12 protein-coding genes are annotated in these 12,736 nt (G+C 48.8%); all 12 read right to left on the minus strand.

Annotated elements, in window-relative coordinates:
• Window position 1 precedes the first annotated feature (1 nt).
• The 12 genes from PHR44_07035 to PHR44_07090 are packed head-to-tail and all read right to left on the minus strand — an operon-like array spanning window position 2 to window position 12,731.
• Entirely contained in the window at window positions 2-958 is a 957-nt protein-coding gene (locus tag PHR44_07035; GenBank protein ID MDD4910409.1) for a glycosyltransferase family 2 protein, read from the minus strand.
• Window positions 959-971: 13 nt separating this feature from the next.
• Window positions 972-1,922: a GDP-L-fucose synthase gene (locus PHR44_07040; GenBank protein ID MDD4910410.1), complete on the minus strand. Its 951-nt coding sequence runs from the start codon at window positions 1,920-1,922 to the stop codon at window positions 972-974.
• Window positions 1,919-3,133 (minus strand): DegT/DnrJ/EryC1/StrS family aminotransferase, encoded by a 1,215-nt coding sequence (locus tag PHR44_07045; GenBank protein ID MDD4910411.1) that lies wholly within the window; start codon window positions 3,131-3,133, stop codon window positions 1,919-1,921. Before PHR44_07045 ends, PHR44_07040 begins: the two co-directional genes overlap by 4 nt.
• A gap of 2 nt (window positions 3,134-3,135) precedes the next feature.
• Complete coding sequence (locus tag PHR44_07050) at window positions 3,136-4,269, minus strand: NAD(P)/FAD-dependent oxidoreductase (GenBank protein ID MDD4910412.1); 1,134 nt, start codon at window positions 4,267-4,269, stop codon at window positions 3,136-3,138.
• Window positions 4,270-5,334, minus strand: coding sequence for an alpha-ketoacid dehydrogenase subunit beta (locus tag PHR44_07055; protein MDD4910413.1), 1,065 nt, complete (start codon window positions 5,332-5,334; stop codon window positions 4,270-4,272).
• Window positions 5,324-6,340 (minus strand): thiamine pyrophosphate-dependent dehydrogenase E1 component subunit alpha, encoded by a 1,017-nt coding sequence (locus PHR44_07060; protein MDD4910414.1) that lies wholly within the window; start codon window positions 6,338-6,340, stop codon window positions 5,324-5,326. Before PHR44_07060 ends, PHR44_07055 begins: the two co-directional genes overlap by 11 nt.
• A complete protein-coding gene (locus tag PHR44_07065) occupies window positions 6,340-7,812 on the minus strand; it encodes a radical SAM protein (protein MDD4910415.1) in 1,473 nt (490 codons plus the stop codon). Before PHR44_07065 ends, PHR44_07060 begins: the two co-directional genes overlap by 1 nt.
• The gene (locus PHR44_07070) at window positions 7,797-8,528 is read right to left on the minus strand and encodes a nucleotidyltransferase family protein (GenBank protein MDD4910416.1); all 732 of its coding nucleotides are present in this window, start codon (window positions 8,526-8,528) and stop codon (window positions 7,797-7,799) included. The genes PHR44_07065 and PHR44_07070 overlap by 16 nt, the downstream gene beginning before the upstream one ends.
• A complete protein-coding gene (locus PHR44_07075; protein ID MDD4910417.1) occupies window positions 8,528-9,529 on the minus strand; it encodes a kinase in 1,002 nt (333 codons plus the stop codon). The genes PHR44_07070 and PHR44_07075 overlap by 1 nt, the downstream gene beginning before the upstream one ends.
• Before the next feature lie 8 nt (window positions 9,530-9,537).
• Window positions 9,538-10,470: an NAD(P)-dependent oxidoreductase gene (locus tag PHR44_07080; protein MDD4910418.1), complete on the minus strand. Its 933-nt coding sequence runs from the start codon at window positions 10,468-10,470 to the stop codon at window positions 9,538-9,540.
• 13 nt (window positions 10,471-10,483) lie between these two features.
• Window positions 10,484-11,188 (minus strand): glycosyltransferase family 2 protein, encoded by a 705-nt coding sequence (locus tag PHR44_07085; GenBank protein ID MDD4910419.1) that lies wholly within the window; start codon window positions 11,186-11,188, stop codon window positions 10,484-10,486.
• Complete coding sequence (locus tag PHR44_07090; GenBank protein MDD4910420.1) at window positions 11,154-12,731, minus strand: radical SAM protein; 1,578 nt, start codon at window positions 12,729-12,731, stop codon at window positions 11,154-11,156. Before PHR44_07090 ends, PHR44_07085 begins: the two co-directional genes overlap by 35 nt.
• Window positions 12,732-12,736 lie beyond the last annotated feature (5 nt).

Genomic DNA, 12,736 nt, shown 5'->3' on the forward strand with positions numbered 1-12,736 from the left:
CCTACGGGTGTATTTTGTTTTTCATAATATAAATTTTTTTATTCTGGGCCTCGTAAAAGGTCCGGATATTTATTTCTGCCAATAAACCGGTAAGGACCATTTGGATACCTGAAATAAAAAGTACAACCATTATGAATATCAGCGGCGTGGCGCTTAGCCGGTGCAATAAGATGGCCCTGTATGCCACGATCAGGAAGGATATAAACCCGAAGAATAACAAGATCAATCCAGGGCCTCCAAACATATAGATGGGCTTTGTGGAATAGGACGTAAGCAGCTTAACGGTTACCAGGTCCAGAATAACCTTAAATGTGCGAAGGATCCCGTACTTTGACCTTCCCCTTGTCCTGGCGGCATGATCCACCTCTACCTCGGCGATAACGGCCCCATTCCAACCCAGGAGCGCGGGTATAAACCTGTGCATTTCGCCGTAAAGTTTGACCTGTTTAACTAATTCTGCCCGATAAGCCCTGAGAGTACAGCCGTAATCATGGAGCTTTATCCCCGTTACAAAAGAAATAATGCTGTTGGCTATGCGGGAAGGGATCCTGCGGGTTATCAATTTGTCCCTTCTTTTTCTTCGCCAGCCGCAAACTACGTCGTATCCGGCCCCCATTGCCTTTATCAACGCCGGGATATCTTCGGGTTTGTTCTGCAGATCTGAATCCAGGGTAACGATCAGATCGCCTTTGGCGTGGTCAAAACCGGCGGATAGGGCGGCTGTCTGGCCAAAGTTTTTCTTAAATTGAAGCACGCGCATATAGGGATATTTTTTTGCCAAGACGCTCAGGATCTCATTTGTTCCATCGGTTGAGCCGTCATCAACGCATATTACCTCAAAACTACTACCCAGGCCGGTCAAAACGCTATTCAAGCGCTCAAGACACTCTTCAATGTTATCTTTTTCATTATAGACCGGCATCACTACAGATAAAATCTTAAAACCAGCTTCTTCCATGGCTTTTTCTTCCTTATTTAGTTGGAGCGGCCATTTTAGTGTTTTGCCTGTACCAGTCGTAGGCCTTCCTTATCCCTTCCTCTAAAGGCACCGATGCCTCCCATCCCGATTTTCTGATCTTATCGTTATTTAAAAGTTTCCTGAGGGGTCCGTCCGGCCTGGAACTGTCAAAAACTATCTTTCCCTCATAGCCGACTATTTTCTTTATCAACTCCGCCAGGTCCCTGATCGCGATATCCGTCCCTGTGCCGATATTTATGACCTTAAACCCAATATCACCGCCTGCCAGGGATACGCAGGCATTAGCTAAATCATCCGCATAAATGAATTCACGGCGCGGCGCGCCTGTCCCCCAAATAGCCACTTCCGGCTTTTTATCGGTCTTGGCCTGATGAAATTTAATTATCAATGAAGGCAAGACATGGCTGTCTTCCTCATCATAGCGGTCATTCGGCCCATAAACCGTCGCGGGGATAACGGCGAGGAAATCTGTCCCATATTGTTTGTTATATGCCTCGCACATCTTTATGCCGGCGATCTTAGCAAGCGCGTAGGACTGGCTGCTTTGCTCCAACTGACCGGTTAAAACCTGTTCTTCAACCATCGGCTGAGGACAATCCTTGGGGTAGACACAAGAACTGGCAAAATAAATAAGCCTTTTCACGGAGCTCATGTACGCGCAATGTATCATATTCGTCTGGGCGATAAGATTTTGATACATTAATTCTGCCGGATATTTTGTATTGGCTCCGATACCGCCCTCCTTTACGTGGGCAAGAAAACAATATTCCGGCCTGGAATCTTTAAACAAATTCAATACCGCCTTCTGATCAGACATATCTACCCCGGATGATTCTACCAGCATTAATCCCTTGAAACCCTCTCTCTTAAAATAATCTGCCAGAACCCTGCCTATTAATCCCTCGAGGCCCGCGATCAAGATCCTGGAATCCCTTTTAATCATTTGTTCTCCGATAAGAAATCCCGTATGACATTAAGCACATAATCCAGCTCCTTCCTGCCCATATCCTGATGGATCCCGATATGCAGCCCATTGTCGCCCATATATTCCGCGTTGGGAAAATCTCCGATCTTGTGCCCGAGATGATCAAAGCCGGCGCACTGCGTGGGCATGGAAAGAAAAAGATTGCGGCTGTCGATCCCGTGCTCCTCCAGATAACAGACCAGTTTATCCCTTTTAAACCCGGCGCCCTGTCTCAATATGATCGCAAAGGCGTGAGGGCCTATCTGTTCATCAGGGCCCTCTTTAATAGTATAAAGCTCGGGCTCAAACTCCTTGAACCGCTTCATCATATACAGAAGATTTCCGCGCCTTTTTTTCAAGATATCCTGGTATATTTCCATATTGCCTAAACCGATCGCCGCCTCCAGCTCATTCATTTTTGCCGAAAATCCAACGCGCTCGAATATGAAACGTATATCCCTGTTGCCGCCCTGCTGAAAACGTTTCCGGCAATGGCCGGAGGCGGTATTCAACAGACAGCTCTCGCATTTACAGGCGCGCCCATGAGAGCGCAAAGACCTCAGGATCTCCGCGAAATCATCCCTGTCGGTGGTGACCATCCCTCCCTCGGCAGTGGTGATCATATGCGCCACATAAAGGCTGAATGCCGCCATATCGCCGAGCCTTCCTACCGGCTTGCCCTTATACACCGCCCCATATGCCTCAGCCGCGTCCTCAATGACAAATAATTTATGTTTTTTTGCTATGGAATTTATCGTATCCATATCAGCCGGCTTTCCCATAAGGTGAACCGGCATTATAGCCCTTGTTTTTCCGGTTATCGCGGATTCGATCTTTTCCGGTTCGATATTCAACGTATTCCTGCCGATATCAACAAATACAGGGGTAAATCCGGCCTGCAGTACCGCGTTACCCGTGGCAACAAAAGACAGCGCGGGAACTATGATCTCATCGCTTCTCTTTGCCCCGAAATCGTATAAAACTGCCAACGCCAGGGCGTCCGCGTCCGTGCCGCTGCTTACCGCTACCGCTTCTTTTGTACCTATGAGCCCGGCAAACCTCTTTTCCAATTCCCTCACATATTTGCCGCTTGAAACGCGGTTTGAATCAAGGATATCCCTTATTAGATCTTTTGATCTCCGGGTAATAGATATTGTGCCGAAGGCAACCCTCATTCTTTCTTTGATCATTTCTAACCTATCCTTTCAACAATATCTTCAACGTATTCAGCTATGGCAGGGGCAGCTGTCAGGCCCGGGGACTCTATGCCGATAAGATTGATAAGGCCGGGAAACCCGATCCGGCTCTCCTCCTGGATTACAAAATCACGGAATCCTTCGCCTTTACCTTGAAGTTTTGGCCGGATGCCCGCGGTGTCAGGAACTAAATCCTGCTCTTCTAAAAAAGGAAGCAACCCTGCCGCGGAATTTAAGAATTTTCCCTTCTCCGCGACATCAACATTGTAGTCAAACCTGTCTCTTTCAACGTAGCGGCTGTCAGGCCCTAACCGCAGGCCTCCCGCTAAATCCAATGTAGCATGGACGCCCAGTCCGCCGTTATTCTCCGGCACAGGGTATATCAAACGATTAATTAATCCGCATTTCTGCGGGGAATTCACCCTGAAATACTGTCCCTTGCAATATTTCAATCTATAATCCCGGTCTTCTATATTGATCCCCGCCATCTTCGCTATATTATCTGATTCAAGGCCGGCGCTGTTGATCACGATCTTGGCGTGAAATTTAAAAGTATCTCCTGAAGAACCCTCTATGGCAACCTCATAACCGTCGGTTGACCTGCGCAGGCCGGCCACATTGGAATCATAAGCGATATCCCCCCTGTTATCTTTCAGCCGCTGAACAAAATACTTCATTAAACTGTGCGAATCAATTATTCCCGTCGCAGGAGAGAATAATGCCGCCTCGGCTTTAATATTCGGCTCCATCCTCGCGATTTCGGTCTTTGTCAAGATCTTAAGCTCTCTGGCGCCGCTGGCGCCGCCTTGTTTTAAAAGCTCTTCCAACGCGCTCGTCTCTTTATCATTTACTGCTACGATCAGTTTTCCCGTCTGCCTGTAAGGGATCTTATTTTTTGCGCAGATCTCATAAAGCATTCTATTCCCCTCAACGCACGCCTTTGCCTTTAAAGAGCCGGGATCATAATATATACCTCCGTGAATAACCTCGCTATTGCGGCTGCTTGTCTCCTGACCGAAAGACTTATGCCGTTCTAAAACGTAGACCGACCGATTTTGTTCAGAAACCTTTGCGGCTATACCTAAACCTACAACGCCCGCTCCGATAATAACTATACCTGCACGCTCCATCTATTCTGCCAGCTCCACCGCCGCATTCACGACTTCCCGGACGCCGGGATAGAACTTACGCTCCAGGACGTATCCCGACGGGGTAGGGATATCAGGCGCGGCGATCCTTTTAACCGGCTTCTTTAGAAAATTCAGCCCCTTTTCAGATACCATCGCCGCGATCTCAGCTGTAACCCCTGCCGTCTTCCATCCGGTATCAACTATAATAAGCCTTCCTGTCTTCTTCAGAGAGGTCAATATAATATCCTCATCCAGAGGGTTCAACGTTCTTAAATCTATGACCTCCGCTTCAATACCCCTGGTTCTTAGCTCCTCTGCCGCGCGCAATGCTTCTATGACCATATAAGAAGCGCCTACGATCGTAACGTCGCCGCCCTCTTTTCTTATAACTCCCTTGCCGAAAGGTATGGCATATAATTTATCCGGAACGTAACCCGTATGCTTAAACGCCCATCGGTGTTCGATGAACACTACCGGATCGTCATCAAGTACGCTTGACACCAATAGGCCCTTCGCGTCATAGGGGGTGCTGGGCATAACAAGCTTAAGCCCCGGCACATGCATAAATAATCCCTGGAGCGCCTGGGAATGCTGCGCCCCCGAGCCCCAGCCGCGGCCGATGACCGCCCATATTACGATCGGGACATTGCTCCTGCCTCCGAACATATAACGCCACTTTGAGGCATGATTAACGATCTGATCCATCGCCAACAGAAGAAAGTCGGGCCGGTTGTGCATATAAATCGGGCGCATGCCTACAAGCGCCGCCCCTACCGCGACCCCTGTCAACGCGTCCTCTGACAAAGGCGTATCAAATATTCTCTGTGAGCCGTATTTTTTATGCAGATTCAATGTCGCGCCGAACATGCCCGATGGGTCGTCCACCCCCTGCCCCATTATAAAAACACGGCTGTCTATGGCAAGTATCTGTTCAAGCGTCTCATAAATGGCCTGTGTATAAGGTATGTTCCTGGCCTCTGATTTACCGCTATGATCAAAGCCGGGCTCCTCTTTTTCTATACTCTTCTTGTCCCAGTCAAAACTTATTTTTGATCTATTCGCCATCGCTATAAAGATATTTTGATACTTCCGCCTCATCGGGAAACGGGCTATTCCGGGCAAACTCAAATGCCTCGTCTATCTCTTTATCAAAGGCCTGATTAAAACAAGTGATATCTGATCCGCTTATTACCTGTCTATCCAGCAAGAAGAGCTCAAAATTTTTAAGCGGGCACCTTTCCATCCAGGCGTCCAATTCTTCCTGTGTCCTGTACCCCAACTCTATATCGGTGCCGCCCCCCGAATGCCCGCACCATCTGTAAGTGCAAAATTCTATAAAAGAAGGCCCTTTACCGCGGCGCGCGTCCTCAACCGCCCTTCTGCCTACGCAGTAAACATCGACCACATTGTTGCCGTCCGCCTTGTAACGCGAAATACCGAAGCCGTCAAAACGCTCATATATATCTTTGGAAGGCTGACGATTACTCCTGTGAGAGCATACCGCATAAAGATTATTCTCACAGACGTATATCACAGGCAGTCTTTTAAGCATCGCGAAATTAATACTTTCATATAATACGCCCTCGTCAACCGCCCCATCGCCGAATAATACCATCGTCACCCGCTTATTTCCCTGCAACAAAGAACCGAGGGCGGCCCCTGTGGCAATAGGTATACCGCCGGCTACGATCGAAGAAGAACCCAGTAATCCCACTGAGTTATCGATCAAATGCATTGAGCCGCCCCTGCCGCGGGAACAACCGGTTTCCCTGCCGTATAATTCGGCAATAAGCGATTTTAAGTCCCCGCCCTTAGCAAGATAATGGCCGTGCCCTCTGTAATTACTAAGAAGGTAATCCTCCTTATCCAGATGGGCGCACATACCGGCAGGTATTGCCTCCTGCCCCTTGCAGAGATGAACCGGCGTCTTCATTTCGTCTTTGGGATACTCCTCTTCTATCCTGACCTGCACCTTTCTTATCCTCAACATCTGTTTATAAAGCCGGACCAAATGCTCCCGGGGGATATCCCCGATATTCTTATCGTAATTGATCATGGGGCCTTTTTCCATTACGCGTATTTCCTGCGTATTGTTGTCCTTAACATATCTTTGATATGATCCACAACCTTCGATCCGAACCTTTTCCGGATCATTTCTATATATGCCGGATCGCTGAAATATTCACGGAAGGCGCTGTCCCTGAAGCGCAGAACCTCCGCGGATGAAAGGTGCTTGGTCGCCAGCGCCAAAGTATCTTCCGCATACTGGCCATACGCATGCCATTGCCCCGGAAGCTCTCTGCCGTCTCTTACGGCATCCCTGTACAGGTCTGACCCGGGATAGGCCATGGCTACATAAAAATTCACGTATTCAAAATTAAGCTCCTTTGACATATCCAGGGTCTTCCGCATGGATTCCAGAGTATCATCAGGCAGCCCGAATATAAAATTGCCGAGCGTATGAATACCCGCGCGCTTTGTCATATCAACGGCCTCTGATATTTTATCCTGGGATATCCTTTTTGCGACACCTTCACGGACACCGCCGCTCGCGGACTCAACGCCAAAGCAAAGCCAGTTGATCCCCGCCCGTTTCATCGCCGGCAGTATATCGCCGCTAACCGTATCAACGCGCGCGTATGCCCAGATATTGAGCCTGTACCCCCTTTGGATAATAAGCTCGCATATACGCGTAAGGCGCTCTTTCTTGATCACAAACAACTCATCAAGGATCTTGATATTGCGCACATTATAATTTTTAACTAAAATATCTATCTCCTCTATTACCTTCTCCGGGCTGCGAAAACGAATGCCGCATTTACCATAGAAGGCATGTATGGGACAATAGCTGCAATTAAACGGGCATCCCAAACTGGTGAAGATCACCGCATAGGGGCTTCTTTTGTCTAAATCCTCGAAGCAGTGCCAGTTATGGGCCTTATACTTATGCATAGGTAAAAGATCCCAGGCGGCAAAAGGAAGGCGGTCAAGATCCTCGATCAAAGATGCGGGCGCGGGCGCTCTTACGCCGGTATCATCCATATACCAAAGCCCTTCTATTCCGCAATCTTCCGGCCTTTTCCCGGATCTTAATGCCTCCAGGGTTTTAAGAAAGGTATAAAATCCCTCGCCCTGGCATACAAAATCTACCTTCTCCTCCCTGATGGTTTGTTCAGGAAGCGCGGAAGGATGAAGCCCGGAAAGGATCGTTTTCACAGCGCTACCCTTGCTATGCAGGACGTTCAGGAGTTCGCTCACCGCGGTCATTTTAGGCGTGGAAGAAGCGGATGGATTGGTCCCCAAAACAACGATACCGGCCAAAAGCGGATTTAACTCGGCGATCTTCTCTGCCGTGTATTCCGGGCTCCAGTTCTCCGCATCCGCGTCAATGATCCCTACAGAATATCCCTGCTCGCGGATGAACCCGGCGATCAACCCGCACCACAGAGGAGGTTCGATGCCGGCCAGAGACTCGCCTAATCTGCCGTACATCTGAGCGCGATTACCGGGGTTTACCAGCAATAGGTCTAACCGCTTATCCACAAAGTCCTCCTCAGGATCTTCTCAGCCTGCTTAAGCCTTTCCGGAGTTCCGATATCTATAAAACCGCCCTCGGCCAAATACCCGTAAAACTCCCTCTTCACCATAACCGGGAAAAAATCATTCTCCAAAGAAAAGTTCTTATCTTCCGGCATTTCAGACAATATCTCCTTGCGGAACAAATAAATGCCGCCGTTGACAAAACCATCGCCCTTAACGGATTTCTCGCTGAACGCGTTGATACGCTGCGACTCACCCAAAATTATACTGCCATAATCGCTGCTGTCTGATTCAGGCGAAACGACTATGGAACAGTACGCCTTCTTCCGGGTATGGAACTCTAAAAACTTGCCCAGATCTACGTCGCAGAAAGAATCTCCGTTCATAACCAGGAATATATCGCTTCCAATCTTTGAGGAGGCATTTTTGATACACCCCCCGGTGCCCATTAACGCCTTCTCCTCAGAGAATACAATATCATAATTGCCCTTTCCGCCCTTATAATATCGTTTAATAAATTCAGCCCCGTACCCTATACAGAGAATAAAACGCCTGAATCCAAAACGCGCGGCATAATCGATAAGAATATCCAGAAAAGGACGGCCGCCGATCTCTATCATCGGTTTAGGCAAATCCCCTGCAACCGGCCTGATGCGCCTGCCTTCTCCCCCGCAAAGTATTACCGCGTCTATATCCTCAAATGCCGGCCTTTTGCTCATTATGTTGTCAATGAATCCCCCGGGCTGTAAAATATAATCTGGCTGCCTAAATTCTCAAACCTGAAAGGCACATGTAAAAGATCCTTTAAGCTCTCGCGGATCTTTGGCTGGGCATCAGGCCGGGCAAAAAACAAGATAAATCCTCCGCCGCCTGCGCCTAATACCTTTCCTCCCCGCGCGCCTGCCCTGATCGCCGCAGAGTAGATATCATCTATTAAGGGCGTGGCTATCTTGCTTGACAGGCTGCGTTTCAGCATCCAGTTTTCATGTAAAAGTTTCCCGAAATCCGATAAATCGGAGTTGCTGTTTAATATGCTCAAGGCCTTATCTACCAAGCCATACATGGCGCGCAGTTCTTTCTGCTTATGCGGCGTCTTCTCTATCTGCTCCCGGGCGATCTCTGATGCCGTGCGGGAAAACCCGGTAAAGAAAAGCATCAAATGGGACTGGAATACCCTGAGGCGCTCGACGTCTATAGTCACAGGCCTGACCTGAATATGATCCTTGCCTCCGAATTCTATAAGGCTAAACCCCCCAAAGGCGGCTAACGCCTGATCCTGCGAACCGACGTTTTCCTTCATAACCTCCTGCTCAAGATGAATGGCATCCAATACCAGCTGCCGCTTAGTCGGCATGACGCCCTTAAGCGCGTAAAGCGCGTGAAGCAGGCCAACGGTAAAGGCGGAACTCGACCCCATACCCGTGCGCGCGGGCAGATCGCCGTCGTGATGAACCTCCACCCCTTTATCTATGCCTATAAACTTCAGGCAGGCCCTGACGGAGGGATGCTGGATCTCATCGATCTCCTTTACGAATTCCATCCTGGAATATATTATCCTTGACTTATGTTCAAAGAAAGGAGGCAGATGCCTGCAGCTAAGATAGCAGTACTTATTTATCGTCGTAGCCAATACGGCTCCGCCGTTATCTCTATACCATACGGGATAGTCCGTACCCCCGCCAAAAAAAGAAATGCGAAAAGGCGTTCGGCTGATAACCATATCTCTCCTTAAACGTTGGAAAACTGATTTCTTCTTACGACCTGGTATCCTTTGATCAATTCTGAAATACCTTCTGGGAGCGAAATATCGGGTTTATATCCTGTGCCTTTGATCTTTCCGTTGCTTACGATATAATCCCTCTTGTCGGGATCCTCGCCTACCTCTGCCTCGGTAAAATAAAAATCGGGCGCCTGTTTCTTGATCTCCTCGCACAACTCCCGCTTGCTAAGGTTGGCATTGCTTAAACCCACATTATATGTTTGATTTTTCATCCGTTCAAAATTATTCAAACAGTGGATGAATGCCTTGGCAACATCCCGCACGTGAATATAGTTTCTTTTAAAATGCGCCTCAAAAATAACCAGAAACCTGTCCGTTACCGCGCGATAAGTAAAATCATTCACCAAGAGGTCCAGCCGCATGCGGGGACTGACGCCGAATGCCGTAGCCAGCCTCAAAGTGATGCTGTTGCCCGCGTCCAATATGGCCTTCTCCGCCTCAACCTTCAAATTACCGTAAAGGGAAACCGGACGTAAGGGCGTCTCTTCGGTACAGAAGATGCCCTTTTCTCCCACCCCATATCCGCTGTTAGTGGTAGGGTAAATAACAATCTGCTCCCTGCTGCGCAAACCCAGTATTGTCTTCACCGCATCCACGATAATCGTCCTGGCCTCGATAGGGCGCATCTTACAGAGCGGGGCGCCGGTCAGGCAGGCCAGGGGAAAGACGGCATCCGCCCCCTTTAGATGACGAGATATCAAATCCCTGTCTCGCGCATCGCCCCTGATTATGGCCAGATTACCGTAATGGCAGCAATCCAACAGAGGGCTCTGATTATACATGAAATTGTCAATAACCGTCACTTCAAAATCATTGGCCAATAATTGCGGGACCAATACAGAACCTATATAACCCGCTCCTCCAGTTACCAATATCTTCATGGTCTTCCTCCCATTAACGCCAAACAAATACCTCCTTTAAAACCTGAGTCAAATAAGCCGAGCCCCAGCGCACTATCTGTAATTTTCGCTTACCCCATAACCTGCGCGGCTCATCAGCAGGAATCTCGGTAATCCTTAATTTTCTCTTTGCGGCCCTAACCGAAAGAAGAGGCATAATACATATCTTTGTATGAAACAATGCCTCCTCCCGGGAATAATTTTCATCCCTGTCAAGCTCTAAGTCGCGTATCAACTCCTTTTTAAAAGCGCGGAACATATTCATCGCGTCTGTATACTTGCCTCCGTGAAGCACGTTAATCAAAGAGGTGAACATCCAATTACCGAACGAAGTTATTAAACTGTCATCGTAGCTCCTGGCATCTTTTAAATATCGGGAGGCGATCACCATATCATATCCTTCCTCCATTTTCTTAACCAGCTGGGGTATGACCTCGGGTTTGCAATTACCGTCCGGACTGAATGGAATGATCACATCCCCTGTTATGCGGCCCAACGCCTCAATGTAGGCGTTCCTTATACCGGGTTTTTTCTGGACGATAACTGAATAACCGTTCTTCATGGCGTATTCAGCGGTTCCGTCGGTGGATCTTCCATCCACCACGAAAATCTCATCCACCCATTCCCTTTTAATCTGCGGCATGATCTGCTTCATGCCGTCTATCTCATTCAAGGTCAATACAAGTAAGGTTGTCTTCATTAAAACTCCTCCGGTCTGATTTATAAAAGATCTTGTTTCTCAGGTACTTAATAATCGCCAGATCGCCGAAGAACGTGTAGTATTTATTCTTCAGCCTGAATCTGTAATAACGGCTTATCGGCACATAGGCGATCTTCAACACAGCCCTTAAGAAGGCGTTCCTGATAGAATTGATGACATTAGGCACGGCATTGGCGAGGATGCTCATATAGGATATATTTCCCAGCCGTATCCTGTCCTTACGATCAAACCAGGGATTCTTTCTGCCTTCCAGATCATAATCATCGTAAATCCAGTCGATCCACCCCTCCAGCTGCCGGGGCGCCTTGAGGCCGTTTTTAAGCGCCGACTCATACATTGGCGTCGCCGGCAGGGCCGTATAAATGGCCATGGTCTCAAACAGGGCGTTGGGATTATCCCTTTTGAGGCGGAAAGAAAGGTCTATGGTCTTATCGATATCTTCAAATGTTTCACCGGGAAAACCGATCATTAACGCAAAGGCGGGAGTGATCCCCGCGGCCTTTGCCTTGAGATTGGCCCTGATCGTATCTTCTACCTTTATGCCCTTATTGGAAAGCTCCAGCACCCTGTCTGAACCGGACTCGGCGCCGAATTTCAGAACATAGGCGCCGCTCTTTTTTAGAAGCGCCGTCTGCTCATCGCTGGCCTTATTAAAAACATCTACCCGGGTTCCGGATGTATACCAATGGATCTTCAGGTCATTCCGGATGATCCCTTCGCATATCCTCTGGGCCCTTTCCCGATTGATGTAGAACTCATCGTCCCTTATCCAGATGCCGCTGAGCCCGAATCTCTTCACCGTATCTACGATGATCCCGAGGCTCTTTTCAACAGACATATCGCGCCATTTCCTCTTTCGCAAACTTGCGCTGCTGCAAAAGCCGCAGTTAAACGGGCACCCCCTGCTGGTCTGGCCTATGTCAAGGGTCCTTAAACTTTCCTTTAAATACATATCGGGATGTATGTACTTTTCCACGTCGATCAATCCCCATGGGACAGGCAATAATCCCTCAACGTCAATCAATGCCCGATCCGGGTTTCTTACGGCCCTGCCGCCGTCCTTGTAGGCAATGCCTTCTATCCCGGAAAGCGAGCCGCCTGAGGCCAGCGCCCCTACTAACTCCCGGAAGGTAACATCGCCTTCGCCAACGCAGACTATATCCACGTATTCGCTCATCAGGGTTTGCTCCGGCAGTATAGACGGATGCGGCCCGCCCCAGACTATCGGGACCTTGCCGCCCGCGGCCCTTCGCACGACCTTTGCCGCTTCAATCGCAAAGTGGATCTGCGTGCCTGTCATTGAAGAGATGCCTACGCATACGGGGCCGGACTTCAATGCCTCGGTTAAATTGCGGCCCCAATCCTTATCCACCCGCTGGTCTATTATACTGACCTTATAACCGCCCTTCTGAAGCGGCGCGGCTATGGTTAAAAGAGAATGCGGCACGGCAACGGTTGAGCCGAAATCCATCCCTGTCTTGGGATAAACAAGGACTACATCTGCGGCTTTATTTTCCTGCATAGCTC

It is taken from the genome of Candidatus Omnitrophota bacterium (genome assembly GCA_028707125.1).
In the GTDB taxonomy this organism is placed as follows: domain Bacteria; phylum Omnitrophota; class Gorgyraeia; order Gygaellales; family JAQTUX01; genus JAQTUX01.